This window comes from Shinella sp. HZN7 (assembly GCF_001652565.1).
Classification (GTDB): Bacteria; Pseudomonadota; Alphaproteobacteria; order Rhizobiales; family Rhizobiaceae; genus Shinella; species Shinella granuli.
In genome coordinates this window covers 1471062-1497338 of record NZ_CP015736.1, presented here as the reverse complement: position 1 = coordinate 1497338, position 26277 = coordinate 1471062, and the positions used below count along the sequence as shown (strand labels likewise).

Genomic DNA, 26277 nt, shown 5'->3' with positions numbered 1-26277 from the left:
CCACTAATTTCACCCCTGCCTCTTGACCGGAACGCTTTGTCTGTTCATGTCGAGACACGACTTTCCGGCGCAAGGCGCCCGTTTTGCCGCGCATCCCAGGGCGCGGCGTCCGGTATCAGAGAAATGACGATGAATGTTGTAGTTGTGGAATCGCCTGCCAAGGCCAAGACGATCAACAAGTATCTCGGCCCCGGCTACAAGGTGCTTGCCTCCTTCGGCCATGTGCGCGACCTGCCCGCCAAGGACGGCTCCGTGCGCCCGGACGAGGATTTCGAAATGTCCTGGGAAGTCGACAGCGCTTCGGCCAAGCGCATGAAGGATATCGCCGACGCCGTGAAATCCTCCGACGGCCTCATTCTTGCGACCGACCCGGATCGCGAAGGGGAAGCCATTTCCTGGCACGTGCTGGACGTCCTGAAGAAGAAGCGCGTCATCGGCGACAAGCCGGTCAAACGCGTCGTCTTCAACGCCATCACAAAGGCGGCGGTGCTCGATGCCATGCGCAACCCGCGCGACATCGATATCGCGCTGGTCGACGCCTATCTCGCCCGCCGCGCGCTCGACTATCTCGTCGGCTTCAATCTCTCGCCGGTTCTCTGGCGCAAGCTGCCGGGCGCCCGCTCGGCCGGCCGCGTGCAGTCGGTCGCGCTCCGCCTCGTCTGCGACCGGGAAGCGGAAATCGAGCGTTTCGTCTCGGAAGAATACTGGAACATCTCCGCCCTCTTGAAGACGCCGCGCGGCGACGAGTTCGAGGCGCGCCTCGTCTCGGCAGAAGGCAAACGCCTGCAGGCGCGGTCGATCGGCAATGGCGAGGAGGCGAACCGCCTCAAGACGCTGCTCGACGGCGCGACCTATCGCGTCGAAAGCGTCGAGGCCAAGCCCACCAAGCGCAACCCGGCACCGCCCTTCACCACCTCGACCCTGCAGCAGGCCGCCTCCTCCAAGCTCGGCTTCTCGGCATCGCGCACCATGCAGGTGGCGCAGAAGCTCTATGAAGGCATCGACATCGGCGGCGAGACCGTCGGTCTCATCACCTATATGCGTACCGATGGCGTGCAGATGGCGCCGGAGGCGATCGACGCCGCACGCCGCGCCGTCGCCGAACAGTTCGGCGCGCGCTACGTGCCCGAAAAACCCCGCCTCTACTCCACCAAGGCGAAGAACGCGCAGGAGGCCCACGAGGCGATCCGCCCGACCTCCTTCGACCGCACACCCGACCAGGTGAAGCGCTATCTCGATCCGGACCAGCTTAAGCTCTACGATCTCGTCTGGAAGCGCGGCATCGCCAGCCAGATGGCCTCGGCCGAAATCGAGCGCACGACGGTCGAGATCGAGGCGGACAATGGCGGGCGCAAGGCGGGCCTGCGCGCCACCGGTTCGGTCATCCGCTTCGACGGCTTCATCGCCGCCTACACCGACCAGAAGGAAGACGGCGAGCAGCCGGACGACGGGGACGACGACGGCCGCCTGCCCGAAATCAACGCGCAGGAAAAGCTCGCCAAGCAGAAGGTGAATGCCAGCCAGCACTTCACCGAGCCGCCGCCGCGCTACTCGGAAGCCTCGCTCATCAAGAAGATGGAAGAGCTCGGCATCGGCCGCCCGTCGACCTATGCCGCGACGCTCGCCACGCTGCGCGACCGCGAATACATCATCATCGACAAGCGCAAGCTGATCCCGGAAGCCAAGGGCCGCCTCGTCACGGCCTTCCTCGAAAGCTTCTTCACCCGCTATGTCGAATACGATTTCACGGCGGATCTGGAAGAAAAGCTCGACAAGATCTCGGCCGGCGAACTCGACTGGAAGCAGGTCCTCCGCGATTTCTGGAAGGATTTTTTCGCGCAGATCGAGGACACCAAGGAACTGCGCGTCACCAACGTGCTCGACGCGCTGAACGAGGAACTGGCCCCGCTGGTCTTCCCCAAGCGCGAGGACGGCAGCGACCCGCGCATCTGCCAGGTCTGCGGCACCGGCAAGCTTTCGCTGAAGCTCGGCAAGTTCGGCGCCTTCGTCGGCTGCTCGAACTATCCGGACTGCAACTACACCCGCCAGCTTTCCGCCGACAATGGCTCGGATGCGGAGGCGAATGGCTCCAACGAGCCGCAGAACCTCGGCAAGGACCCGCATACCGGCGAGGAGATCACGCTGCGCACCGGCCGCTTCGGACCCTATGTGCAGCGCGGAGACGGCAAGGAGGCCAAGCGCGCCAGCCTGCCGAAGGGCTGGACGCCGGCGAGCATCGACCACGAGAAGGCGCTCGCCCTGCTCTCGCTGCCGCGCGACATCGGCCAGCACCCGGAAACCGGCAAGATGATCTCCGCCGGCATCGGCCGCTACGGCCCGTTCCTGCTGCATGACGGCGGCTATGCCAATCTCGAAAGCGTCGAGGACGTCTTCTCGATCGGCCTCAACCGCGCCGTTGCCGTGATCGCCGACAAGCAGGCGAAGGGTCCCGGCGGCCGCGCGCGAGGCACGCCCGCCGCCCTGAAGACGCTTGGCGACCATCCGGACGGCGGCCCCATCACGGTGCGCGACGGCAAGTACGGCCCCTATGTCAACTGGGGCAAGGTCAACGCGACATTGCCCAAGGGCAAGGCCGCCGACAGCGTCACGCTGGAGGAGGCGCTCGTGCTGATCGCCGACAAGGCCGGCAAGACGCCCGCCAAGGGCAAGGCCAAGGCGACGAAGACCACCAAGGCGGCGAAGTCCGACGATGCCAAGGCCGCAAAGCCGAAGGCAGCGCCCAAGGCCAAGACCGCAACCAAGGCAAAGAAGGCCTGACGGCATGACGAGAGAACCACGCAGCCGGGCAGGACGATCCACGCGGCCCGGCCGCGCGGGCCGTGACGTGCCGCCGATAGACAATATCCCGATCATCCACGGCGTCATCCCGCCGCGCGACGTGCTGCTGCGCTTCATCGCCGACAATCCGGAACAGGCCTCGAAGCGCGAGATCGCCAAGGCCTTCGGCCTGAAGGGCGAAGCGCGTGTCGAGCTGAAGGCGCTGCTGAAATCCTTCGAGGAGGACGGGTTGCTGGAAAAGCGCCGCAAGTCGCTGGTCCGCCCCGGAGCCCTCCCCCCCGTCACCGTTCTCGATATCACGACGCGCGATATCGACGGCGAACTGATCGGCCGCCCGGCCGAATGGCTCGACGATGCGGGCGTCGCGCCCGCCGTGCTGATCCGCCAGTCGGCCGGCCTGCGCAAGGACAAGGCTCCCGTCGCCGGGCTCGGCGACCGGGTGCTGGCGAAGATCTTCCCGGCGAAGGAACGCGGCGGGCCGGCCTATACCGGGCGGGTCATCAAGGTGCTCGACAAGAAGAAGAATTCCGGCATGGGCGTGTTCCGCGCCATGGCGGGCGGCGGCGGGCGCATCATGCCGATCGACCGGCGCGGCGAGGAGATGGAGGTCGATGCGGAGTTCACGGCGGGCGCCACGGACGGCGACCTCGTGGAGATCGACGTCGTGCGCATGGGCCGCTACGGCCTGCCGCGCGCGCAGATCAAGGGCGTGATCGGCTCGGTCGCCTCGGAAAAGGCGATCTCGACGATCGCCATCCATTCCCACGGCATCCCCTATATCTTCCCCGACGCGGTGATCCGCGAGGCGGAAGCCGCAGGGCCCGCGACCATGGCGCACCGCGAGGACTGGCGCAGCCTGCCGCTCATCACCATCGACCCGGCCGACGCCAAGGACCATGACGACGCCGTCTTCGCCGAGCCCGACCCCTCTCCCGACAATCCCGGCGGCGTGATCGTCACCGTCGCCATCGCCGATGTCAGCTATTACGTGCGGCCGAAATCCGCGCTCGACCGCGAGGCGCTGAAGCGCGGCAACTCGGTCTATTTCCCGGACCGCGTCGTGCCCATGCTGCCGGAACGCATCTCCAACGACCTCTGCTCGCTGAAGGAAGGCGTCGACCGGCCGGCGCTCGCGGTGCGCATGGTCTTCTCGCATGAAGGCCGCAAGGCAAGCCACACCTTCCATCGCATCATGATGAAGAGCGCGGCAAAGCTCTCCTACCAGCAGGCCCAGGCGGCAATAGACGGCGCGCCCGACGACAAGACCGGACCGATCCTGGAGACGATCCTCAAGCCGCTGTGGAACGCCTACCGCATCATGACGGTCGGCCGGAACCGCCGCCAGCCGCTCGAACTCGACATGCCGGAACGCAAGATCCTCCTGAAGGAGGACGGCACCGTCGACCGGGTCTTCGTGCCGCCGCGGCTCGATGCGCACAAGCTCATCGAGGAGATGATGATCCAGGCCAACGTCGCGGCCGCCGAGACGCTGGAGAAGAAGAGGCAGGTCCTGGTGTACCGCGTGCACGACGCGCCCTCGCTCGCCAAGCAGGAGGTGCTGCGCGAGTTCCTGCAGACGCTCGACATCTCGCTGGTCAAGGGCGGCAACATGCGCTCCAACCATTTCAACGGCGTGCTTGCGAAGGCCAAGGACAAGCCGTTCGAGCAGATGGTGAGCGAGATGGTGCTGCGCTCGCAGAGCCAGGCGATCTACAGTCCGGACAATATCGGCCATTTCGGCCTGAACCTCATGAAATACGCCCATTTCACCTCGCCGATCCGCCGCTATGCGGACCTCATCGTGCACCGGGCGCTGGTGGGCTCGCTCGGGCTTGGCGAAGGCGGCATCACGCCGGACGAGGAAGCCACGCTCGACGATATCGCGGCCGAGATCTCGACCTTCGAGCGCCGCGCCATGGCGGCCGAGCGCGACACGGTCGGCCGGCTGATCGCCCATCACCTGGCCGGACGCATCGGCGAGGAATTCGACGGGCGCGTCTCCGGCGTGACCAAGGCGGGACTTTTTGTCACCCTGCCGGAGTATGGTGCCGATGGTTTCGTGCCTATATCTATGCTCGGACGCGACTACTACATCTATGACGAGGCGCATCAGGCGCTGTCCGGCGAAAAGACCGGGCTCGGCTATCGCCTCGGCGATGCGGTGCGTGTCAAACTCGCAGAAGCGGTGCCGCTTGCCGGTTCGCTCCGGTTCGACATGATCAGCGAGGGACGCAAGATGCCGACGGCGGTGCGCTCCTTCCACAAGTCGGGCCGGCGCAGGGGCAGCGCGCCGCGTCACCAGCCGGGCACGCGCCCGCCCCGCGGCAGACGCTGAACGGTATCGCGCCCGCCCCCGCGCGAAGACAGATGGCTGGTGCCCGGCACCGGCGGGAAGGACAGGACATGCAGGCGAACGAGACCACCGGCAGCACGCAGCATTTCGGCGACAGCCCGGCCGCCCGGCCGGCGGAGCGCCCGCTCGGCCGCGCCATCAAGCGCGGCATGCTGAACCGCTGCCCCGCCTGCGGCTCCGGCCGCCTGTTCAAGTCCTTCGTCAAGCCCGTGGAAAACTGCGCGGCCTGCGGCGAGGACTATACGCCCCAGCGCGCCGACGACCTGCCGCCCTATCTCGTCATCACCATCGTCGGCCATGTCGTGCTCGGCGGCTACATGGCGACGGACCTCGTCTGGCCGCTCACCACCTGGCAGCATCTCGCCATCTGGGCGCCGATCACCGTCATCCTGTCGCTTCTTCTGCTCCAGCCCATCAAGGGCGGCGCCATCGGCCTGCAATGGGCGTTGAAGATGCACGGCTTCGGCGACAAGCCGGAAGAGACGGAAGCGGAAACGACCGCCGCCTACGGCGACCGGACGGCATGACACCCGTCCGACCTGTCGATGCGGCCTCGATCCTGCTTCTCGACCGGTCGGGCGAGCGCATGCGGGTGCTCGTCGGCCGGCGCAGCAGCAAGCATGTCTTCATGCCTGATGTCTATGTCTTTCCCGGCGGCCGGCGCGATGCGGCGGACCGCCTCGTTCCCGTCTCCAATCCGTTGAACCCGCTGGCCTGCGAGCGGCTGGCGCTGCGCAGCGGCACGCGCTGTTCCGATTCGCGCCTGCGCGCGCTCGGCGTCGCGGCGCTGCGGGAACTCTACGAGGAAGCCGGCATTTCCGTCGGCGCGCCGCTCGATGCCGCGGCGCAGAACGCCCTGCCCTTCCGTCCCGACCTCTCGAACCTGCGTTTCCTTGCCCGCGCCATCACGCCGGCCGGCATGGTCCGGCGGTTCGACACGCGATTCTTCACGCTCTTTGCCGACGAGGCGGGCATCGACCCCGCCGGCGCGACAGCGAGCCATGAACTGGAAGACGTGCGCTGGGTGGATATTTTTGATCGCGGGGGCATCGAGATGCCCGACATAACCGTCTTGATCCTTGAAGAGCTTCAAAAAAGCCTTCAGGAAGACAAGTCTCTGCCCTTCGGAAGAGCCGCACCGCTGTACCACACCCGGCGCGGGCGCTTCCTTCGGGACCTTCTTTGAGGACCGATCGCATATGACGCAGCCGCAATCCGGCACCTCCGGCCCGGTGGAGAGCATCCACTGGCGATCCCTCATTGCAGCCGTCGCCGCCATTTCCGCCGTCGGCATCGCCATCGGCCTCGGCCTTCCGCTGCTCTCCATCATCATGGAGAAGCGCGGCATTTCCTCCACGATGATCGGCATCAATTCCGCCATGGCCGGCCTCGCCGCCATGGTTGCCGCGCCCTTCACCACGCGCCTTGCCCATGCCTGGGGCACCTCGACGACCATGCTCGCCGCCATCCTGCTGGCGGCCGTCAGCGGTCTCGGCTTCTACTACATCCAGAATTTCCTGCTGTGGTTCCCCCTCCGCCTCGTCTTCCATGGCGCGATCACCACGCTGTTCATCCTCTCCGAATTCTGGATCAACGCCGCCGCCCCGCCCCGGCGGCGCGGCCTGGTGCTCGGCATCTACGCCACGGTCCTCTCGCTCGGCTTCGCCACCGGCCCCCTGCTCTTCTCGCTGCTCGGCAGCGACGGCGTGCTGCCCTTCGCGGTGGGCGCCGCCATCATCCTCCTGGCCGCCGTTCCCATCTTCATCGCCCGCGGCGAAAGCCCCGATATCGACGAGAAGCCGGAGCTGCATTTCATGCGCTACATCCTTCTCGTGCCGACGGCGACGGCGGCGGTCTTCATCTTCGGCGCGGTGGAAGTCGGCGGCCTCTCGCTCTTTCCGATCTATGCGACGCGGGCCGGCTTCAGCGAGCCGCAGGCGGCCCTGCTGCTCACCGTCATGGGCATCGGCAACATGGCGTTCCAGATCCCGCTCGGCATGCTCTCCGACCGCATGAAGGACCGCAGGCGCCTGCTGACGATCATGGCCGTCATCGGCCTCGTCGGCGCCTTCTGCCTGCCGCTCATCTCGCACAGCTGGGTGCTGATGGCGACCGTCCTGCTCCTGTGGGGCGGCTGCGTCGCCGGTCTCTATACGGTCGGCCTCAGCCATCTCGGCTCGCGCCTCGTCGGCGCGGATCTTGCGGCGGCGAACGCCGCCTTCATCTTCTGCTATGCCGTCGGCACCGTCGTCGGTCCGCAGGCGATCGGCGCGGCGATGGACGTTTCCGGCAATGACGGTTTTGCCTGGGCGATCGTCGCCTTCTTCGGGTTTTACCTCGTACTTTCTCTCGCCAGGATGGTTTTCCGGCCGAAACGGGGTTGACTTTTCGGGCGCGATTTGTAGTTTCCGCCCAGATTTAAGCCGTGGAGCAGACTGGCTGTCCGCGGCTTCGTTTTTCATAAAGGCAGGACGACCATGGCCAAGGCTACCACCATCAAGATCAAGCTGCTGTCGACGGCCGACACCGGTTTCTTCTACGTGACCACGAAGAACAGCCGTACGATGACGGAAAAGATGACCAAGACGAAGTATGACCCGGTCGTCAAGAAGCACGTCGAATTCAAGGAAACCAAGATCAAGTAATCTTGGGAGCCGCTTCGGTTCGCAAAGGCGCTGGACGGAAACGTCCGGCGCCTTTTCCTTTGGCCGGACAACCTGCGGCCTGACGCACCCCGAATCAAAAACGCCGCTCCCTAGAAGGGAGCGGCGTTGAACGGGGGTCGGCCAGACACGACGACGGCACGAGGATTCCGTATTTGTCGTAGCTGACCGACCGACCCCACGACCCAGGAGATGCGGCGGACCTAGCATCATGGGGTAACCGGTTGTGCGGGCTTGTTTGCCGCCCATGAGTTGAGCATCGCCCGAAAAAGAAAAAAAATCAACGAATTCTTAACGCTCGCCCGCCGCCGCCTTGTCTCATAGTTAACCGCGGCAGGGACAGTTGTGCCATTGAGCGGCGGTTCCGTTATGGATCACAACAATGCCCGCTTCACAACCTCTCAACTGCTGCGCGAGCACCCTACAACCGTGGCAAATTCCCCCGTCGGCACTCCGATAGATCGCGCGCAACACAACCTGTTGATAAGGTTTGCTAAACCTGAATAGTATGATTTATAGCCAGATTTCACCACATGCCCCAATTCTAGGGGCTGTTCAGACCCGTGTCTGAGGTCGGCAGACAGCCGGGAGCAAATGCCCGATTTTCGAGGCAAATGCCCAAAATAAAATCCGGCCTGTGGACAATTTCATCACGAGCCGGCCGACTCAGGCGGCGGCAGCCACCACACGGTTGCGGCCCGAACGCTTCGCCTCGTAGAGCGCCGTGTCGGCGCGCTTCAGCAGCGCGTCCGGACTGTCCCCTGCCGGCAGCATGCTGGCAAGGCCGAGCGAGGCGGTGACGGGCAGGAAGACATCCGTGCCGGGCACGCGGAACGGCTCGCGCTCGACGATCGCGCGAAGGCGTTCCGCCACGCCTGCCGCCATCTCGGCCGAGGTATCCGGCATGACCAGGACGAACTCCTCCCCACCGTAACGGCAGGCGAGATCGGCACCGCGCACGGCCGCGCGCACGCGGTTGGCGAATTCACGCAGCACGGCATCGCCGGCATCGTGGCCATGGGTATCGTTGACCAGCTTGAAGCGGTCTATGTCGGTAATGCAGACCGACAGCGGCCGGCCGCGCGCCGTGGCGCGGTCGATCAGGAGCTTCATGTGGTTGTCGAGGTAGCGGCGGTTGTGCAGCCCCGTCAGGCCGTCCGTCACGGCCAGCTCGATCGTCTGGCGCACGCTGGCGCGCAGGCGGTCGTTGCAGCGCTTGCGGCGGATCTGGGTCAAGCTGCGGGCGATCAGCTCGTTCGGGTCGACCGGCCGCATCAGGTAGTCCGTCACGCCGAGATCGAGCGCGCGCACCACCATGTCGTCGTCGCCCTGCTCGGCGATCAGCAGGATCGGCAGGAAGCGCGTGCGCTCCAGCGAACGGAGCTGCGAACACAGGCGCAGCGGATCGTAATCGTCGAAATTGGCGTTGACGATCACCAGCTCGAAATTGCTCTCGGCCGCCTGGAAGAGCGCGGCCTGCGGGTCCGACATGGAGGTGACCTCGGCGATCGGCTTCAGCGCGCGGATGATGCGCTCCTGCGAACTGGCGCGGCCATCGACGAGGAGGATATCGCCCGGCTCGTCGCCGAGCGTGCCATCCAGCCCCTCCTCCAGGGAAATGGCGCGGGCGGTGGCCGCGCGCATGCGCAGCTCGTCCGTCAGCGTCTTCAGCCGCACGAGGCTCTTCACCCGCGACATGAGCTGCAGGTCGTTGACCGGCTTGGTGAGGAAATCGTCGGCGCCGGCCTTGAGGCCGCGCACGCGGTCGGAGGGCTGGTCGAGCGCCGTCACCATCACGACCGGGATATGGGCCGTGCGCGGATTGGCCTTCAGCCGCTCGCAGACCTCGAACCCATCGATGCCGGGCATCATGATGTCGAGCAGGATCAGGTCGACCTGGGTGCGCTCGCACATGGCGAGCGCCTCATAGCCGTTCTCGGCCGTCAGCACGTCGAAATATTCCGCAAGCAGCCGCGCCTCGAGCAGCTTCACATTGGCCGGAATGTCGTCGACGACGAGAATGCGTGCTGTCATGGCCCTGACCTTCGCCTCATGCGTCGCCGAGATAGGTTTTTATGGTCTCGATGAATTTCGGAACGGAGATCGGCTTGGAGACATAGGCCTCGCAGCCGCCCTGGCGGATTCGCTCCTCGTCGCCCTTCATCGCGAAGGCCGTCACCGCGATCACCGGGATGACATGGAGCTCGTCGTCCTCCTTCAGCCACTTGGTGACCTCGAGGCCCGAGACCTCGGGAAGCTGGATGTCCATCAGGATCAGGTCCGGCCGGTATTTGCGGGCGAGATCAAGGGCTTCCATACCATTCCTTGTCTGGATGGTCGTATAGCCGGACGCCTCGATGAGATCCCGGAAGAGCTTCATGTTGAGCTCGTTGTCCTCGACAATCATCACCTGCTTGGGCATCGTGCGTCCCTGTTCCTCTCGCCGGCCTTGCAACCTTCCGGGGGATCGATAAGTTGCGGCAAAGCCGAAATCACCCAGCCTGTCCGCAGCAACGTTAGCGCGATTTGGTTGATTAAAAGGTAAATTTCCCGAGGGAAAACGATGAAAAGCCAAAAAGATACACCCGCGGTCGCCGATGCGGAGGCGACCGCCGTCGCCATCCTCGGCTGGCTTGCCGGCGAACCGGAATTGCTCTCGCGTTTCCTCTCGCTCACCGGCGTCGCGCCCACCGAGGTGCGCAATGCCGTCGACGATCCCGGCTTCCTCGCCGGCGTCGTCGGCTTCCTGATGGACCACGAGCCGACGCTTCTCGCCTTCAGCGCGGCGACGGGCGTCACGCCGGAGGCGGTGGTGCGTGCCCATGCCATCCTCTCCGGGCCGTATGGCAGCGACGATTTCTGAACGGGCGATTCGCGAGGATCGCCGCGCGCCTGCCTGTGCGTCGTCATGCAATCACCTCCCGCGACTATTGAGACTCGTGAACTTAAGCAGTAATGTCGCGATGTTCAATATTTGTTCCATACGATGAGCATCGCCGACACGCGTTTTCCGGGCTTCTGCCGCGACTGCCTTGCCGGGCAGGCGGCCAACCTGCGCCGTTGCCGCGCCTGTGGCAGCCCCCGCCTCGTCTATCACGACGAGCTCTACGGCCTGACACTCGCCCATATCGACTGCGACGCCTTCTATGCCGCGATCGAGAAGCGCGACAATCCTGATCTCGCCGACAAGCCGGTCATCATCGGCGGCGGAAAGCGCGGCGTCGTTTCCACCGCCTGCTATGTCGCGCGCATTCACGGCGTGCGCTCGGCCATGCCGATGTTCAAGGCGCTGGAGGCCTGCCCCAACGCGGTCGTCATCAGTCCGAACATGGAGAAATACGTCGCCGTGGGCCGCCAGGTGCGCACGATGATGCAGGAGCTGACGCCGCTGGTGCAGCCGCTTTCCATCGACGAAGCCTTCCTGGAACTGAAGGGCACGGAGCGCCTGCACCACGATCCGCCCGCCCGCGTGCTGGCCCGCTTCGCCCAGCGCGTCGAGAAGGAGGTCGGCATCACCATCTCGATCGGCCTTTCCTATTGCAAGTTCCTCGCCAAGGTGGCCTCGGACCTCAACAAGCCGCGCGGCTTTTCCATCATCGGCGAAGCCGAGGCGCTCGGCTTCCTGCGCGACAAGCCGGTACGCCTTATCTGGGGCGTCGGCAAGGCCTTTGCCGAGACGCTGGAGCGCGACGGCATCCGCACCGTCGGCCAGCTCCAGACCATGGAGGAAACCGACCTGATGCGCCGCTACGGCGTGATGGGCAAGCGGCTCTTCAACCTTTCGCGCGGGCAGGACGACCGCGAGGTGCAGCCCAACGACCCGGCCAAGAGCGTCTCGGCCGAAACCACCTTCTTCGACGACATTTCAAGCTATGACGAACTGGTGGCGCACCTGCGCCGCCTCAGCGAGAAGGTGGCCGCGCGCCTGCGCAAGTCGGGCATTGCCGGCCACACGGTCGTGCTCAAGCTGAAGACGGCCGATTTCAAGGGCCGCACGCGCAACCGCAAGCTCGAAGACCCGACCATGCTGGCCGACCGCATCTTCCGCACCGGCATGGAACTCCTGCGCAAGGAGGTGGACGGCACCAAGTACCGGCTGATCGGGATCGGCGTCAGCGACCTTGCCGATCCCGGCCGCGCCGACCCGCCGGACCTCGTCGATCCCGCCGCCGCCCGCCGCGCCGCGGCGGAGGCGGCGATGAACACGCTGCGCGACAAGTTCGGCAAGGCGAGCGTGGAGACCGGTTACACGTTCGGCAAATCCGGCCCCGCGCGTTTTCACGAAAAGTTGACATTCAAGACCGCCGGGAAAATCGACGGTCCTTCCGAATAAATCCCTGCAGGCCGGCGTTCTTGACTGCATCGGGATGGCACAGATCGGGGGATCGTCTGCGTGCATCAAGCCTTCCTTAAACCGGATGCACTACGCTTCCCGCCGGTTTGTATTGCGTACGGATGGGTCACATGACGTTTCGCCTTGTTACCGGCATGAGCATAGTGGGCCTGATGCTGAGCTGCGCCACGGCGCTCGGCGGCACGCTCGAAGGTCCGCTCCAGATCATGGTGTCGAAGGACCTGCAGGAATTGAAGGTCTATGATGGCGGCGTGGTGGTCGCCACCTCGCGCGTCTCCACCGGCAAGGCGGGACATTCGACGCCGACCGGCATCTTCTCGATCCTCGAGAAGAAGCGCACGCATTTTTCCAATCTCTATGACAGCGCGCCGATGCCCTTCATGCAACGGCTGACCTGGTCGGGCATCGCGCTGCACGCCTCCAACAGCGTGCCCTCCTACCCTGCCTCGCACGGCTGCGTGCGCCTGCCGAACGATTTTGCAAAACGCCTGTTCGGCACGACGCGACGCGGCGGCCACGTCCTCATCACCGACCGCGAGATCGCCCCGCAGCACATCGTGCATGCCGCGCTGTTCAAGCCTGTCGTCGTCGTGCCGGATACGCCGCTCTTGTCGGATGCGGGCCTGCGTCCCGCCCTGATCGAGGCCGGCGACAGGAGCGTCGAAGTGGCGATGACCGATCCCAAGCCGGAGATCGTTCCGCCCGTCGTGCAGAAGACCGAGCAGGACCCGATCCGCATCCTCATCACCCGTCGCGGCGAGCGCGAGATGCTGATGGACCTGCAGACCCTGCTGACCGCGCTCGGCCATGACGCCGGCATCCCGGACGGCTTGCACGGCAAGCAGACCGTGACCGCCATCCGCGCCTTCCAGCACGCCGAAGGCCTGACGGAGGATGGCATGATCTCGCCGGAGCTTATCGCCGCCGTCTATGCCAAGGCCGGCAAGGGCGTGCCGCCGAACGGGCAGATCCTCGTTCGGCAGAAGTTCAAGCCCGTGCTCGAAATGCCGATCATCATCCGCAACCCGGAGATCGCCCTCGGCACGCATTTCCTGCTCGCCCGCGAGGTCGATGCCGACAAGGGCAAGGCGGAATGGTACGGCGTGAGCATGGACAACCAGCTCTCGCAGGCGACGATGAAGCGTCTCGGCATCACCGTCGAAGCCGATGCCGCCGCCCCCGACGCGCTCACGAGGACCCTCGACCGCCTCGATATCCCGGAGGACATGCGCCTGCGCATTTCCGGCCTGATGGGCGAAGGCGCCTCCCTTTCCATCTCCGACACCGGCCTTGGCCCGGAAACCGGCAACGGCACGGACTTCATCACCGTGACGCGCAAGGTGCAGAAGGCGGATGCCGGGATCGTGCAGGGCGGCAAGAAGGCAAAGAAGAAGACGTCGTCGGTCTCCGTCGTCAACTGACCGGAGACGTTTGACATGACATCAGGGCCGCCCGCTCTTCCGGCGCGGCGGCCCGTTTCGTTGCGTCCCTTGCCGAAACACCGCAGCAGAAATCGCGCACGCCCCGTCAGGCCGGCCGGGCGAGGAGACCCGTCGCAAGCGCCTGGAACACCTCGATCGCTTTCGGCAAGACGCCCTTCGGATCGTCGCTCGCCGCGATCCAGAGCGCAGCGTTGAACGCCATGCTGCTGAGGAGCCGGGCGGCGGCCTCGGCATCCACCTGCTTGAGCATTCCTTCGGCAATGAGCCGTTCCACCTTCGCCTGCGTGACCTGCAGGCAGTTGCTCTGGCTCGGCCATTGCGAGGGGTCTCCCAGCACGGCGGGTCCATCGAGCAGGACGATGCGCTGCACCTCGGGGTCGAGGGACATTTCGATATAGGCCGCCCCTTCCGCCAGGAGGCCGTTCCAATCGTCTCCGGCGCAAGCGCCGATCTGCTTGGCGCGCACGGCCATCTCCGTGTCGATCTGATGCACGACCGCCGCGAGAAGACCGCGCTTGTCGCCAAAAATATTGTAGAGCGCGCCGCGCGTCAGCCCCACATCGGCGGTCAGGTCGTCCATGGAGGCGGCCGCGTATCCCTTCCTGCCGAAGGCCTTGCGCGCTGCGCCGATCAGCTTGATCCGGTTTTCCTCCATCATCGCGATGCGTCGATTCACGCTTTCATCCTCATTCCTTCATATACGGTACGTATATGAACTTGACATCACGGCCTCGCGCACCCAATTTCATATACGCAACGTATATGAAATCATGATCGTTGTGAAGCATCCTGGCCTCCCCGGCCCCTTCCACCCTTGAAAGAGAGATCAGCCATGACCCAGCGCGAAGCGATTTTTCCGGCGGACAGACACGCCCTCTACGACGAGCACGGCTATTCGGCCGCGATCAAATCCGGTGACCTCCTGTTCGTCTCCGGCCAGGTCGGCAGCCGTGCCGACGGCACGCCGGAGCCCGATTTCGAGCAGCAGGTGCGCCTCGCCTTCCAGAATCTCAAAGCGACGCTCGCGGCAGCGGGCTGCACCTTCGACGACATCATCGACGTGACGTCCTTCCACACCGATCCCGAAAACCAGTTCGGCACGATCCTGGCCGTCAAGCAGGAAATCTTCGACACGCGCCCCTATCCGAACTGGACCGCGATCGGCGTCAACTGGCTCGCCGGTTTCGACTTCGAGATAAAGGTCGTCGCCCGCGTGCCGGCGGCCGCATAAAGCCTCAGACCAGCTCCACGTCCAGCACGCCCGGCGTGGAGCGCATGGCGGCGGCGATTTCGGAGGAGATGCGGAAGCGCTCGCCGAGTTCCACCTCGATCTCCCGCTGGCCGTTGTCCTTGATCACAATGAAGGAGACGAGGCCGTCGCCCTTGGTGTTGAGATGGGCGGCGATGGAGCGCAGCGGGCCGCTGTCGCGCACATAGACGCGCAGCGCCTTCTGGGTCTGCAGCGATTCCTCCTCGAGCGAGCGCAGCGTCTGGATGCGCAGGCCGATGCCCTCCGGCCGCTCTTCCGCCTGCACCGTCATGACCAGCGATTTGCCGGGCTCCAGGAGGTCGCGATACTGGTTCAGCATTTCGGAGAACAGCACCGCCTCGAACTGGCCGGACGAATCGGAGAAGGCGACGATGCCCATCTTGTTGCCGGTGCGCGTCTTGCGCTCCTGCTTGGAGGTCACCGTGCCGGCGAGGCGGCCGGCAGTCGCACCGCGCTTCACCGCGGCGGAAAAATCGCCGAAGGTCTGCACGCGCATCTTGGAGAGGATCGGCGCATAGGTGTCGAGCGGGTGGGCCGACAGGTAGAAGCCGAGCACCTGGAACTCGCGGTGCAGCTTTTCCGAGGCGAGCCAGGGCGTGTAGGCGGGGAGCGTGATGACCTCCGGCCCCGTCGCCGCGCCCATGCCGAAGATATCGCCCTGCCCGCTCGTCTTGTTCTCCTGCGCGCGCTGGGCGGCGCCGAGCAGCCGGTCGAGGCCGGCGATCATCGCGGCGCGGTCATGGCCGAAGCAATCGAAGGCGCCGGCGACGATCAGGCTCTCGAAGACGCGGCGGTTGACGAATTTCGGATCGATGCGCGCGCAGAAATCTTCCAGGCTCCTGAACGGCGCCGTGCCGCGCACGTCGACGATATGCTGCACCGCGGCCCCGCCGACGCCCTTGATGGCGGCAAGCGCATAGTAGATGCGGTTCTCGCCCGTCTCGAAATGGGCGAACGAGGTCTGCACCGAGGGCGGGATGACATCGATGCCGAGCCGTCCGGCATCCTGCCGGAAATCGTTCAGCTTGTCGGTGTTGGACATATCGTAGGTCATCGACGCGGCGAGGAACTCGACCGGGTAATGCGCCTTCAGATAGGCCGTCTGGTAGGAGACGATGGCGTAGGCGGCGGCGTGCGACTTGTTGAAGCCGTAGTTCGCGAACTTGGCGAGCAGATCGAAGATCAGGTCGGACTGCGGCTTCGACACGCCGTTCCTGACGGCGCCGTCGACGAAGCGGGCGCGCTGCTTGTCCATCTCCTCCTTGATCTTCTTGCCCATGGCGCGGCGCAGGAGGTCGGCTTCGCCGAGCGAATAGCCGGACAGGACCTGGGCGATCTGCATCACCTGTTCCTGGTAGACGATGACGCCCTGCGTCTCCTTGAGGAGATGGTCGATCATCGGGTGGATCGATTCGATCTCCTCCTCGCCGTGCTTGCGGGCATTGTAGACCGGGATGTTCTCCATCGGGCCGGGGCGGTAGAGCGCCACCAGCGCGATGATGTCCTCGATGCAGTCCGGCCGCATGCCGATCAGCGCCTTGCGCATGCCCGCGCTTTCCACCTGGAACACGCCGACCGTCTCGCCGCGCGACAGCATCTCGTAAGTGAGCTGGTCGTCGAGCGGCAGGCTTTCGAGCTTCACCTCGATGCCCCGCTTGCGGATGAAGTCGACCGCCGTCTTCAGCACGGTGAGCGTCTTCAGGCCGAGAAAGTCGAACTTGACGAGGCCGGCCTGCTCGACCCATTTCATGTTGAACTGGGTGACCGGCATGTCGGAACGCGGATCGCGGTACATCGGCACGAGCTGCGAGAGCGGCCGGTCGCCGATCACGATGCCGGCGGCGTGCGTGGAGGCGTGGCGGTAGAGGCCCTCGATCTTCTGGGCGATATCGAGCAGGCGCGCGACGACCGGCTCCTTCTCCGCCTCCTCCTGCAGTTTCGGCTCCTCCTCGATCGCCTTGTAGAGCGGCGTCGGGTTGGCCGGGTTGTTCGGCACCAGCTTGCAGATCTTGTCGACCTGGCCATAGGGCATTTCGAGCACGCGCCCGACGTCGCGCAGCGCCGCGCGGGCCTGGAGTGAACCGAAGGTGATGATCTGCGCCACCTGCTCGCGGCCGTATTTCTGCTGCACGTAGCGGATCACCTCTTCGCGGCGGTCCTGGCAGAAGTCGATGTCGAAGTCCGGCATCGAGACGCGTTCGGGATTGAGGAAGCGTTCGAAGAGCAGCGAGAAGCGCAGCGGGTCGACGTCGGTGATGGTCAGCGCGTACGCGACGAGCGAACCCGCACCGGAGCCGCGGCCCGGGCCGACCGGGATGTTGTGCTGCTTGGCCCATTTGATGAAGTCGGCAACGATCAGGAAGTAGCCGGGGAACTTCATGCGCTCGATGACGCTGAGCTCGAAATCCAGCCGCTCGCGGTAATCCTGTTCCGTATAGCCCGGCGTCAGGCCGAGCAGCTTCATGCGGCTTTCCAGCCCCTCCACGGACTGCCGGCGCAGCTCCGCGGCCTCCGCCCGCTCCGCCTCCTCCGGATCGTCCGTCGCGCCGGTGAAGCGCGGCAGGATCGGCCCGCGCGTCTTCAGCACGAAGGAGCAGCGCCGCGCGATCTCCACCGTGTTCTCCAGCGCCTCCGGCAGGTCGGCGAAGAGCTTCGCCATGTCCTTGCGGCTCTTGAGATAGTGGTCCGGCGACAGGCGGAAGCGGTTGTCGTCCGACACCATCGCATTGTGCGCCACCGCCATCAGCGCGTCATGGGCATCGTAGTCATCAGGCGCCGGGAAGAACGGCTCGTTGGTCGCGACCAGCGGCACGTCCTCAGCATAGGCAAGCTCGACCATGCGCCGCTCGTGCTGCCTGTCGTAGCGGCCATGGCGTTGCAGCTCGATATAGAGCCGGTCGCCGAAGACCTTTTTCAGCGCCTGAAGCCGCGCCAGCGCCATTGCCGGCTGGCCGGCAAGGAAGGCCATGTCGACCGGGCCACCACTCGCGCCGGAAAGCGCGATCAGTCCCTCCGTGCCCTCTTCCACCAGCCAGCTATAGGCGATGTGGATCGCCTGGTTGCCCTCGCCGCCGAGATAGGCGCGGCTAACGAGCGCGACGAGCCGGGCATAACCGGCATCCGTCGCCGCCAGAAGCACGATCGACGGCAGCTTCGCGAGCTGGGCCTGTCCGCCGCGCCGCTCGCCCTCTCCCTCGTCTTCCATGTCGATCGACAATTGGCAGCCGATCAGCGGCTGGATCCCCTCGCCGACCGCCTTCTGCGAGAATTCGAGCGCCGCGAACAGATTGTTCGTGTCGGTGATCGCGATCGCCGGCTGCTGGTCGGAGGTCGCCTTGCCGATGATCTTCTTGATCGGCAGGGCACCTTCGAGCAGCGAGAAGGCCGAATGCACGCGCAGGTGCACGAATTGCGGTGTCTGCGCGCCTATCCCGTCATCCGTCTTCTGAGCTGCATCCGCCATGGCATCGTCCTTCCGATCAAGGCCGGAAGCTTAAGCGGATTCGCACCCCTCCCGTCCAGACCGTTCTTGGCGTTGCACCCGCTTTCCACGCATGCAGCGCCCGCCGGACGGAGGCGATCCTGTCAGATGCCGAAGAGGATGACGGAGAAGCTGGCGACGAACATGGCCATGGAGGTGAATGCAGCAAGATCACGAAGAAAATCGGTCATTGTGGCTCCCTTTCCTTTTATGTTTCCATTTTGTTCCATTCTTGTTCTCGTGTCAACCGCTTTCCACAGGCCCTCTGGACCGGCGCGGCCGGGCGCAATAAGGTCGCCTCGATCAAACGGAGGAAAAAAGATGAAGTCGTTGATTGCCGCCCTTCTGCTGTCTGCCGCCCTGCCCGCTGCGGCGGGGGCTGCGGACTTTCCGGCCGAGCGCATCATGGCGATGGCGAGCGGCGACTGGAACAAGGACGGCACGGCGGATCTCGCCATCATCGCGACGGCGGACGAGGACAGCGGCGAAAACAGCGGGCTTTATGTCTATCTCGCCAAACCGGAGGAAGGCCGGCTGGCGCTGGTGCTTTCCCTGCCGAACTCCGTTTGGGGCAGCCTGCCCATCATGGCCGGCCAGGAGCCGGAGCTGGCGGCGCTTTCCAACGGTTCCTTCACGCTGGTGACGAAGAACGAATCGATCGGCCGGGACCGCTGGCGCCAGACGCTGACCGTCGCCTACCGCAATTTCGATTTCATCGTCGCAGGCTATACCTTCTCGTCCTACGATACGCTCAACCCGGACGGGGGAAGCGAATGCGACCTCAACGTGCTGACCGGCAAGGGCAAGGCGCTTGGCCAGCCGATCAGCGGCAAGGCGCAGTTCGTGCTGCTGAAGGACTGGAAGGACGAGATTGCGCGCTCGATCTGCGGGCTGGACAACTAGAGCGTTTCCGCGAATCGCGAAGACGCTCCACCCCTTTATTCCAACGCAATTCCGGACGCAAAACCGCTTCGCACTTGCTCTTTAGGCAAGCTCGCGCACGAGGCCGTCCTCGATCGTCACGCGGCGATCCATCAGGCCGGCAAGCTCATGGTTGTGGGTGGCGATCAGCGCGGCTAGGCCGGACTGGCGGGCGAGCGCTTCCAGCGCCTCGAAGACGTAGCCGGCCGTCTCCGGATCGAGGTTGCCGGTCGGCTCGTCGGCGAGAAGCAGGAGCGGCGCATTGGCGACGGCCCGGGCGATGGCGACGCGCTGCTGCTCGCCGCCGGAGAGTTCCGACGGCCGGTGGTCGGCGCGGTGGCCGATGCGCATATAGTCGAGCAGCTGGGCGGCCCGCTCGCGCGCCTCCGCCTTGGAAAGGCCGCCGATGAGCTGCGGCATCATGATGTTTTCCAGCGCGCTGAATTCCGGCAGGAGGTGATGGAACTGGTAGACGAAGCCGATCTCGCCGCGGCGGATTGCGGTGCGCTGGTCGTCGGGCAGCCTCGCGCAGGAATGGCCGTTGACGAAAACCTCGCCGGCATCGGGCTTTTCCAGAAGGCCGGCGATGTGCAGCAGCGTCGACTTGCCGGTGCCCGAGGGGGCGACGAGCGCGACCGTCTCGCCGCTCTTCAGCGTGAAGTCGGCCCCTTTCAGGATCGACAGCAGGGTCTCTCCCTGGCCGTAGTGCCGTTCGATGCCCTTCAGTTCCAGAGCGACGCGCGCATTCATGCGTTTATCCTATTCGTACCGCAGGGCCTGGACCGGATCGAGCTTGGAGGCACGCCAGGCGGGGAAGATCGTCGCGAGGAAGGAGAGCGCCAGCGCCATGACGATGACCGAGACCGTCTCGCCGGCATTCATGTCGGCCGGCAGTTGGCTGAGGAAATAGAGTTCCGGATTGAACAGCGTCGTGCCCGAGATCCAGGAGAAGAACTGGCGGATCGATTCGACATTGAGGCAGACGACGACGCCGAGCAGCACGCCCGCGAAGGTGCCCACCGTGCCGATCGCCGCGCCCGTCATGAAGAAGATGCGCATGATCGCGCCGGACGTCGCCCCCATGGTGCGCAGGATCGCGATGTCACTGCCCTTGTCCTTCACCAGCATGATGAGGCCGGAGATGATGTTGAGCGCGGCGACGAGCACGATCAGCGTCAGGATCATGAACATGACGTTGCGCTCGACCTGCAGGGCCGAAAAGAAGGTGCGGTTGCGCTGGCGCCAGTCGGTGATGAAGATCTGCCGTTCGGCCGCCGCCTCGATCGGCTGGCGCAGATTGTCGACATCATCGGGATTGGCGACGAAGAGCTCGATCGACTGCACGATGCCTTCGGCGTTAAAATAGAGCTGCGCCTCTTCGAGCGGCATGTAGATGATCGACGCGTCATATTCCGACATTCCGATCTCGAAGATGGCGGAGACCGTGTAGGTCTTCACGCGCGGATTGACGCCGAGCGGCGTCACGTCCCCTTCCGGCGCGACGAGCGTGATCTGGCCGCCGGCGCTGAGGCCGAGCTGTTCGGCCATGCGCGAGCCGATGGCAACGCCGCTGCCGGAGGCGAACCCGACGAGGTCGCCTTCCTTGATATTGTCGGAGACGGCCTTCATCTTGGCAAGGTCGTCGGCGCGCACGCCACGCACCAGCGCGCCGGTGCCGGCGCCCGCCGTGCCGGAGGCGAGCGTCTGGCCCTCGACGAGCGGGATCGCCGTGGTCACACCCGGAACCGCCGACAGGCGCTCGGCAAGCTGGGAGTAGTTGTTCAGCGGCGTATCGATCGGCTGGACGATCATGTGGCCGTTGATGCCGAGGATGCGCGAGATCAGCTCGGTGCGGAACCCGTTCATGACGGCCATGACGATGATGAGCGTCGCGACGCCCAGCATGATGCCGATGAAGGAGAAGCCGGCAATCACCGAGATGAAGGCTTCCTTGCGCCGGGAGCGCAGGTAGCGCCAGGCGACCATCCGCTCGAAGGCGGAGAACGGGCGGTTCTTGTTGAAGGCCTGCGCCCCGGTTGCAGATGCACCGTTCGCTGCGTCAGCCATGGTTCCTCCCGTTGCCGCCTGCGCCTGCGGGCATCAGTTGCCGGATGTCAGGCGGTTGATCGCCGCCTCGATGGTCAGCGTCTCGCGCTCGCCGGTCTTGCGGTCCTTGATCTCGACCTCGCCATTCGCGATGCCGCGCGGACCCGCGATGACCTGCACCGGCGCGCCGATGAGGTCGGCGGTCGCGAACTTCGCGCCGGCGCGCTCGTCCTTGTCGTCGTAGAGCACGTCGATGCCAGCCTTCAGCAGCGCGCCGTAGATCTGTTCGCAGGCCGCGTCGCAGGCGGCGTCGCCCGATTTCATGTTGATGACGATCGCCTCGAAGGGCGCGACGGCCTTCGGCCAGATGATGCCGTTCTCGTCATGCGAGGCTTCGATGATCGCCGGCACGAGGCGCGTCGGGCCGATGCCGTAGGAGCCCATATGCACGGTATGCTCCTTGCCGTCCGGGCCCTGTACCTTGGCGCCCATGGCTTCGGAATATTTCGTGCCGAAATAGAAGATGTGGCCGACCTCGATGCCGCGGGCGGACAGGCGCTCGCCTTCCGCGATCGCCTCGAAGGCGGGGGCGTCGTGCATTTCCGAGGTCGCGGCGTAGCGCGAGGTCCACTTGTCGAAGATCGCCTTGAGGCCCGCGACGTCCTCGAAGTTGGTGTCTTCGCCGGGGACGTCGAAGTTCAGGAAGTCCTTGTGGCAGAAGACTTCCGACTCGCCGGTATCGGCGAGGATGATGAATTCGTGGCTGAGATTGCCGCCGATCGGGCCGGTGTCGGCACGCATCGGAATGGCGCGCAGGCCCATGCGCGAGAAGGTGCGCAGATACGCTGCGAACATGCGGTTATAGGCATGCTCGGCGCCCTCGCGGTCGAGATCGAAGGAATAGGCGTCCTTCATCAGGAATTCGCGCGAGCGCATTGTGCCGAAGCGCGGGCGGATCTCGTCACGGAACTTCAGCTGGATATGGTAGAGGTTGAGCGGCAGGTCCTTGTAGGATTTCACGAACGAGCGGAAGACGTCGGTGATCATCTCCTCGTTGGTGGGGCCGTAGAGCATCGGACGCTCCTGCCGGTCCTTGATGCGCAGCATCTCCTTGCCATACGCGTCGTAACGGCCGCTTTCCTGCCAGAGCTCGGCGGACTGCAGCGTCGGCATCAGAAGCTCGACGGCGCCGGAGCGGTTCTGCTCCTCGCGGATGATGGCGTTCACCTTGTCGAGCACCCGCTTGCCGAGCGGCAGCCAGGTGTAGATGCCCTGGGACTGCTGCTTGATCATGCCCGCACGCAGCATGAGCCGGTGGGAGACGATCTCGGCCTCCTTGGGGTTTTCCTTGAGGATAGGCAGGAAGAAGCGGGAAAGGCGCATATCGGGTTCCGGAGTGACTGATCCGCCCTATTTCGGGAATCGGGCAAAATGACGTTGATTTTGATGCGTTCATAAACGCTTCGCCACAGGAAGGAAACCCGGCAGGCCGCGGCGGGGTGCCGACTCGATGCGCTGTCCACCGCCTGCGCGGCCCGATGAAATGTGGCAGAAAAAAGGGGCCGCCAATAACAGAAATTGCGCGCGCCTTGTCAATGGAAAAATTTTATTCCACTGTAGCAAAAATGCAAAAAAAGCGGATGACAACGCCTAACGTTTGGGCTAGTTTCTAGCCACAAAACAGGCAGGAAGTGCAAATTCTTGCCATTTTCGCGGTCAAGTCTTGGGAGGATCAGATCTTTGGCGCGCGCAGACGCTGCCACCGCACAACGGATAAAGATCACGCGATACCTGTAAAACAAGGCTTTCAGCCTTGTTTTTTTTTGCTTTTTGCCCGCAACGCCTCCCCCTCTAGCAAATTTGCTCGCCAGGTCCATGCGTCAAAGACGCACACCGCGCGGTCTCCGCGACACTCCGCCTCACCCAACGTAATGCAAAACCCTCCGAGAGCGCGTGACTCGACGTCAGCGCGGCAGTTCCGCCGGCTCTTTCCAGGAAAATCGGAGGTAGGGTCAGGGGAAGACTTTTCCAGCGCGGCCCGGGAGAGATGGAATGGCTTGCCTGCGGCGCTGAATGGCGCGTTAACCTTTGTGGCAGGCGCCTATTTGAAATCCGGCATGAATTGCGGGATGGAATCGATGCCGTAGCCGAGGCGCACCGACAGGACATACCAGATGCCATAGATGATGGCGGAGACGATCGTGGTTATCAGCACCACGCGGCCGCCACGGAAGCGCGCCGGCGCGCTTTCCACCGTGCCGGGCACCACCTCCTCCGCCTCGGCCTGCGTCTTCAGCCCGAAGGGCAGCACGGCGAAAAGCGTCATCCACCAGACGATGAAGTAGACGGCGAAGTAGGAAAAGATCTGCATGGACGGCCTCTCGTGCGACAGCGGGACTTTTACGCTCGTCGCGGGCGAAGTTCAAACGGCGCGAGGGCGGCGTGCTGTCACACCCGTCCGAGAGCCCCGCTCCCCCGCCGCGTGGGCGGCGGGACGAACGGTCCCCGCGCCCGTCTTCTCAGACCTTCGTCAGGAAGACGGTGACGACGGGCTTCTTGCCCCAGATCTCGTTCGCGGTGGAGCGCACGGCGCGGCGCACGGCCTCGCGCACCATCTCCAGGTCCTTGCGGCGCGCGCGCGGGATGCTCTCGACGGCGCCGAGCACGGCGTCATAGAGCGTGTCGCCCATGTCCTCGCCCTCGTCGTCGAACTGCGGCAGGCCGAAGGGCTCCACTTCGGGGTCGCCCTGGAAATCGTAGCGGCTGTCGAGCAGGACGCTGACAGCGACATGGCCGACGAAGGCGAGCTTGCGGCGATCGCCGATGCCCATCTCGTCATAGTCGCCGATGAGGTTGCCATCCTTAAAGATGCGGCCGAAGGGGGCCTGGTCGATCACCTCGGGCTCGCCCGGCGCCAGCTTCAGGATATCGCCGTTGCGCACGCGCGGCACCTCGGCGATGCCGGACTGTTCGGCAAGCTCGGCATGGGCTGTGAGATGCGTGGCCTCGCCATGCACGGGCACGACCATCTTCGGGCGCGTCCAGCCGTACATCTGCTGCAATTCGTGGCGGCGCGGGTGGCCGGAAACGTGCACCAGCGCTTCGCTGTCGGTGATGACGTTGATGCCCTGCTCGACCAGGCCGTTCTTGATATCGTTGATCGCCTTCTCGTTGCCCGGGATGGCGCGCGAGGAGAAGATGATCGTGTCGCCGTCGGTGAAGGCGACGTTGCGCATCTCGTCGCGGGCGATCTTGGCGAGCGCGGCCCGCGGCTCGCCCTGGCTGCCGGTCAGGATGACGACGACCTTGTCGCGCGGGATATAGCCGAACTCGTCTTCCGCGATGAACGGTTTCAGGCCCTCCATCAGGCCGATGTCGCGCGCCACGTCCGTCACGCGCTTCATGGAGCTGCCGAGCAGCAGCACCTCGCGGCCGGCGGCCTCGGCGGCCTGGGCGATGGAGCGGATGCGGCCGACATTCGAGGAGAAGGTCGTGATGCCCACCCGGCCCTCGGCGGCCTCGATGATCCTGGTGAGGCTTTCCGACACCTCGCGCTCGGAGGGCGAAACGCCGTCGCGCAACGCGTTCGTGCTGTCGCAGATCAGCGCCAGAACGCCCTCGTCGCCGAGCTTGCGGAAACGCGTCTCGTCGGTCAGCGGGCCGAGCGACGGGTCGAGGTCGATCTTCCAGTCGCCGGTATGGACGACGGTGCCGAGCGGCGTCTTGATCGCCAGCGACATCGGCTCGGGAATGGAGTGGTTGACGCCGATCGCCTCGATCTCGAACGGACCGACATTGATGCGATCGCCCTGCTTGAAGATCGTCACGGGGATTTCGGTGCGGCTCTTCTCGTAGTCGCGCTTGGCCTCCAGCATGCCGGCGGTGAAGGGCGAGGCATAGACCGGCACGTTGAGGCCCGGCCACAGCTCGTTCAGCGCGCCGTAATGGTCTTCATGCGCATGGGTGATGATGATGCCCTTGAGGTTCTCGCGCTCCTTGGCGAGAAAGCGGATATCGGGCAGCACGAGGTCGACCCCCGGCAGGTCCGGCCCCGGAAAGGTGACGCCGCAATCGACCATGATCCACTGGCGGTTCTTCCTCGGGCCGTAGCCGTAGAGCGCCAGGTTCATGCCGATTTCGCCGACGCCGCCAAGCGGCAGGAATACCAGTTCGTCTTCTTTTGCCATCGGCTTCTAAAATTCCTATCCAAAAAACACGTCGCCGGCCGCGATCAACCGCGTGCCGCCGTCATCCGTCTCCAGTTTCAGGAGACCTGTATCATCAATTCCGGAAAAGCGCCCGGAAATAGAACGGTCGGGAAGGTTGACCGTGATGTTTTCCCCGATGCCCCCCGCCACCCTTTTCCAGCGCTCCATGATGGCCGAAATCCCGTGTCCGCCGTCCCACAGCGACAGCGTTTCCGCCATCGACTGGAAGAGATAGGCGAACAATTCCTCAGGGGAAGCGGACGCACCGAAATCACGCAGCGTCGCGACGGGATAGAGCCCGGCATCGGGCGCCACCGAGACATTGATGCCGCAGCCGATGACCAGCGCATGGCGGCCATCGGGAAGCGTCTCGCCTTCGATCAGGATGCCGCAGACCTTGCGGCGGTCGATGAGGATGTCGTTCGGCCACTTGATCAGCACGTCGGGCGCATCGAGCGGCATGATGCGGCGCACCGCGTCCTGCACCGCGACGGCGACGGCGAGCGGCAGGGAGCCGAGCCGGTCCATCGGCGCCGGATCGATCAGGAGCAGCGAGGCGTAGAGGTTGCCCGGTTCGGAAAACCACGCCCGCCCGCGCCGGCCGCGCCCGCCCGTCTGCCGCTCCGCCGTGATCCAGAGACCGGAAAGCGCGCCCTTTCGGGCGCGCTCCAGGCATTCCGTATTGGTCGAGCCCACATCGGCGAGCGCCTCGTGCCGGAAGTCGTCGAGCGACATCCGGC

Annotated in this window: 22 protein-coding genes; 11 read left to right on the top strand and 11 right to left on the bottom strand. The window is 64.9% G+C overall.

Going from position 1 to position 26277, the window contains the following annotated elements; genetic code table 11:
* Positions 1–129: 129 nt before the first annotated feature.
* The 6 genes from topA to rpmG all read left to right on the top strand — a co-directional run bounded on the left by topA (position 130) and on the right by rpmG (position 7797).
* Positions 130–2778 (top strand): type I DNA topoisomerase, encoded by a 2649-nt coding sequence (gene topA / locus shn_RS07190; RefSeq protein ID WP_064329802.1) that lies wholly within the window; start codon positions 130–132, stop codon positions 2776–2778.
* A 4-nt stretch (positions 2779–2782) separates the two neighbouring features.
* Positions 2783–5134: a ribonuclease R gene (gene rnr, locus shn_RS07185; RefSeq protein ID WP_064329801.1), complete on the top strand. Its 2352-nt coding sequence runs from the start codon at positions 2783–2785 to the stop codon at positions 5132–5134.
* A gap of 68 nt (positions 5135–5202) precedes the next feature.
* Positions 5203–5679 (top strand): DUF983 domain-containing protein, encoded by a 477-nt coding sequence (locus shn_RS07180; RefSeq protein WP_064329800.1) that lies wholly within the window; start codon positions 5203–5205, stop codon positions 5677–5679.
* On the top strand, positions 5676–6338 hold the full coding sequence (locus shn_RS07175; RefSeq protein ID WP_064329799.1) for an NUDIX hydrolase: 663 nt from the start codon (positions 5676–5678) through the stop codon (positions 6336–6338). The genes shn_RS07180 and shn_RS07175 overlap by 4 nt, the downstream gene beginning before the upstream one ends.
* A 13-nt stretch (positions 6339–6351) precedes the next feature.
* Entirely contained in the window at positions 6352–7536 is a 1185-nt protein-coding gene (locus shn_RS07170) for an MFS transporter (RefSeq protein ID WP_064329798.1), read from the top strand.
* Between the two features lie 93 nt (positions 7537–7629).
* Positions 7630–7797 carry a 50S ribosomal protein L33 gene (gene rpmG / locus shn_RS07165; protein WP_034795357.1) on the top strand — a complete coding sequence of 56 codons (168 nt, stop codon included), beginning with the start codon at positions 7630–7632 and terminating at the stop codon, positions 7795–7797.
* A gap of 684 nt (positions 7798–8481) precedes the next feature.
* Here the strand turns inward: rpmG and shn_RS07160 are convergent.
* Positions 8482–9849: a PleD family two-component system response regulator gene (locus tag shn_RS07160; protein WP_064329797.1), complete on the bottom strand. Its 1368-nt coding sequence runs from the start codon at positions 9847–9849 to the stop codon at positions 8482–8484.
* Positions 9850–9865: 16 nt separating this feature from the next.
* Positions 9866–10237, bottom strand: coding sequence for a response regulator (locus shn_RS07155; protein WP_010065708.1), 372 nt, complete (start codon positions 10235–10237; stop codon positions 9866–9868).
* Positions 10238–10378: 141 nt separating this feature from the next.
* Here shn_RS07155 and shn_RS07150 point away from each other — a divergent pair, with 141 nt between their 5' ends.
* The 3 genes from shn_RS07150 to shn_RS07140 all read left to right on the top strand — a co-directional run bounded on the left by shn_RS07150 (position 10379) and on the right by shn_RS07140 (position 13590).
* Entirely contained in the window at positions 10379–10678 is a 300-nt protein-coding gene (locus shn_RS07150) for a DUF3572 domain-containing protein (protein ID WP_064329796.1), read from the top strand.
* 123 nt (positions 10679–10801) lie between these two features.
* Positions 10802–12148 (top strand): DNA polymerase IV, encoded by a 1347-nt coding sequence (locus shn_RS07145; protein ID WP_145925881.1) that lies wholly within the window; start codon positions 10802–10804, stop codon positions 12146–12148.
* A 131-nt stretch (positions 12149–12279) separates the two neighbouring features.
* The gene (locus shn_RS07140; RefSeq protein WP_084437833.1) at positions 12280–13590 is read left to right on the top strand and encodes a L,D-transpeptidase family protein; all 1311 of its coding nucleotides are present in this window, start codon (positions 12280–12282) and stop codon (positions 13588–13590) included.
* Between the two features lie 106 nt (positions 13591–13696).
* Here shn_RS07140 and shn_RS07135 read toward each other — a convergent pair whose 3' ends face one another.
* Complete coding sequence (locus shn_RS07135) at positions 13697–14269, bottom strand: TetR/AcrR family transcriptional regulator (protein ID WP_371328603.1); 573 nt, start codon at positions 14267–14269, stop codon at positions 13697–13699.
* 174 nt (positions 14270–14443) lie between these two features.
* Between shn_RS07135 and shn_RS07130 the strand changes: the two genes are divergently transcribed.
* On the top strand, positions 14444–14842 hold the full coding sequence (locus tag shn_RS07130; RefSeq protein ID WP_064329794.1) for a RidA family protein: 399 nt from the start codon (positions 14444–14446) through the stop codon (positions 14840–14842).
* Positions 14843–14846: 4 nt separating this feature from the next.
* Here the strand turns inward: shn_RS07130 and dnaE are convergent, their stop codons facing one another.
* Positions 14847–18344, bottom strand: coding sequence for a DNA polymerase III subunit alpha (dnaE, locus tag shn_RS07125; RefSeq protein WP_064329793.1), 3498 nt, complete (start codon positions 18342–18344; stop codon positions 14847–14849).
* Between the two features lie 122 nt (positions 18345–18466).
* Positions 18467–18592, bottom strand: a complete 126-nt coding sequence (locus tag shn_RS37410) for a hypothetical protein (protein WP_256388510.1) — start codon at positions 18590–18592, stop codon at positions 18467–18469.
* Between the two features lie 91 nt (positions 18593–18683).
* On the opposite strand from shn_RS37410, the gene shn_RS07120 reads away from it, so the two are divergent.
* A complete protein-coding gene (locus shn_RS07120) occupies positions 18684–19265 on the top strand; it encodes a hypothetical protein (protein ID WP_064329792.1) in 582 nt (193 codons plus the stop codon).
* 81 nt (positions 19266–19346) lie between these two features.
* On the opposite strand, the gene shn_RS07115 is transcribed toward shn_RS07120, so the two are convergent.
* From shn_RS07115 to shn_RS07090, 6 genes are all read right to left on the bottom strand, one after another.
* Positions 19347–20033, bottom strand: a complete 687-nt coding sequence (locus shn_RS07115) for an ABC transporter ATP-binding protein (protein WP_064329791.1) — start codon at positions 20031–20033, stop codon at positions 19347–19349.
* A 9-nt stretch (positions 20034–20042) separates the two neighbouring features.
* Complete coding sequence (locus tag shn_RS07110; RefSeq protein ID WP_064329790.1) at positions 20043–21350, bottom strand: lipoprotein-releasing ABC transporter permease subunit; 1308 nt, start codon at positions 21348–21350, stop codon at positions 20043–20045.
* Positions 21351–21383: 33 nt separating this feature from the next.
* On the bottom strand, positions 21384–22712 hold the full coding sequence (gene proS, locus shn_RS07105; RefSeq protein ID WP_064329789.1) for a proline--tRNA ligase: 1329 nt from the start codon (positions 22710–22712) through the stop codon (positions 21384–21386).
* A 718-nt stretch (positions 22713–23430) separates the two neighbouring features.
* The gene (locus shn_RS07100; RefSeq protein WP_064329788.1) at positions 23431–23700 is read right to left on the bottom strand and encodes a DUF1467 family protein; all 270 of its coding nucleotides are present in this window, start codon (positions 23698–23700) and stop codon (positions 23431–23433) included.
* Between the two features lie 148 nt (positions 23701–23848).
* Positions 23849–25516, bottom strand: a complete 1668-nt coding sequence (locus shn_RS07095) for a ribonuclease J (protein ID WP_064329787.1) — start codon at positions 25514–25516, stop codon at positions 23849–23851.
* A gap of 15 nt (positions 25517–25531) precedes the next feature.
* A complete protein-coding gene (locus shn_RS07090) occupies positions 25532–26272 on the bottom strand; it encodes a biotin--[acetyl-CoA-carboxylase] ligase (RefSeq protein WP_064329786.1) in 741 nt (246 codons plus the stop codon).
* Positions 26273–26277: the final 5 nt, after the last annotated feature.

Bases quoted from the DNA above. Each gene is read 5' to 3' on its own strand.
- shn_RS07170 (WP_064329798.1), top strand. From the start codon at position 6,352: ATGACGCAGCCGCAATCCGGCACCTCCGGCCCGGTGGAGAGCATCCAC.
- shn_RS07145 (WP_145925881.1), top strand. From the start codon at position 10,802: ATGAGCATCGCCGACACGCGTTTTCCGGGCTTCTGCCGCGACTGCCTT.
- shn_RS07175 (WP_064329799.1), top strand. From the start codon at position 5,676: ATGACACCCGTCCGACCTGTCGATGCGGCCTCGATCCTGCTTCTCGAC.
- proS (WP_064329789.1), bottom strand. From the start codon at position 22,712: ATGCGCCTTTCCCGCTTCTTCCTGCCTATCCTCAAGGAAAACCCCAAG.
- shn_RS07140 (WP_084437833.1), top strand. From the start codon at position 12,280: ATGACGTTTCGCCTTGTTACCGGCATGAGCATAGTGGGCCTGATGCTG.
- shn_RS07150 (WP_064329796.1), top strand. From the start codon at position 10,379: ATGAAAAGCCAAAAAGATACACCCGCGGTCGCCGATGCGGAGGCGACC.
- rnr (WP_064329801.1), top strand. From the start codon at position 2,783: ATGACGAGAGAACCACGCAGCCGGGCAGGACGATCCACGCGGCCCGGC.
- shn_RS07135 (WP_371328603.1), bottom strand. From the start codon at position 14,269: ATGATGGAGGAAAACCGGATCAAGCTGATCGGCGCAGCGCGCAAGGCC.
- shn_RS07155 (WP_010065708.1), bottom strand. From the start codon at position 10,237: ATGCCCAAGCAGGTGATGATTGTCGAGGACAACGAGCTCAACATGAAG.
- shn_RS07095 (WP_064329787.1), bottom strand. From the start codon at position 25,516: ATGGCAAAAGAAGACGAACTGGTATTCCTGCCGCTTGGCGGCGTCGGC.
- shn_RS07090 (WP_064329786.1), bottom strand. From the start codon at position 26,272: ATGTCGCTCGACGACTTCCGGCACGAGGCGCTCGCCGATGTGGGCTCG.
- shn_RS07100 (WP_064329788.1), bottom strand. From the start codon at position 23,700: ATGCAGATCTTTTCCTACTTCGCCGTCTACTTCATCGTCTGGTGGATG.
- rpmG (WP_034795357.1), top strand. From the start codon at position 7,630: ATGGCCAAGGCTACCACCATCAAGATCAAGCTGCTGTCGACGGCCGAC.
- topA (WP_064329802.1), top strand. From the start codon at position 130: ATGAATGTTGTAGTTGTGGAATCGCCTGCCAAGGCCAAGACGATCAAC.
- shn_RS07160 (WP_064329797.1), bottom strand. From the start codon at position 9,849: ATGACAGCACGCATTCTCGTCGTCGACGACATTCCGGCCAATGTGAAG.
- shn_RS07120 (WP_064329792.1), top strand. From the start codon at position 18,684: ATGAAGTCGTTGATTGCCGCCCTTCTGCTGTCTGCCGCCCTGCCCGCT.
- shn_RS07180 (WP_064329800.1), top strand. From the start codon at position 5,203: ATGCAGGCGAACGAGACCACCGGCAGCACGCAGCATTTCGGCGACAGC.
- dnaE (WP_064329793.1), bottom strand. From the start codon at position 18,344: ATGGCGGATGCAGCTCAGAAGACGGATGACGGGATAGGCGCGCAGACA.
- shn_RS37410 (WP_256388510.1), bottom strand. From the start codon at position 18,592: ATGGAACAAAATGGAAACATAAAAGGAAAGGGAGCCACAATGACCGAT.
- shn_RS07110 (WP_064329790.1), bottom strand. From the start codon at position 21,350: ATGGCTGACGCAGCGAACGGTGCATCTGCAACCGGGGCGCAGGCCTTC.
- shn_RS07130 (WP_064329794.1), top strand. From the start codon at position 14,444: ATGACCCAGCGCGAAGCGATTTTTCCGGCGGACAGACACGCCCTCTAC.
- shn_RS07115 (WP_064329791.1), bottom strand. From the start codon at position 20,033: ATGAATGCGCGCGTCGCTCTGGAACTGAAGGGCATCGAACGGCACTAC.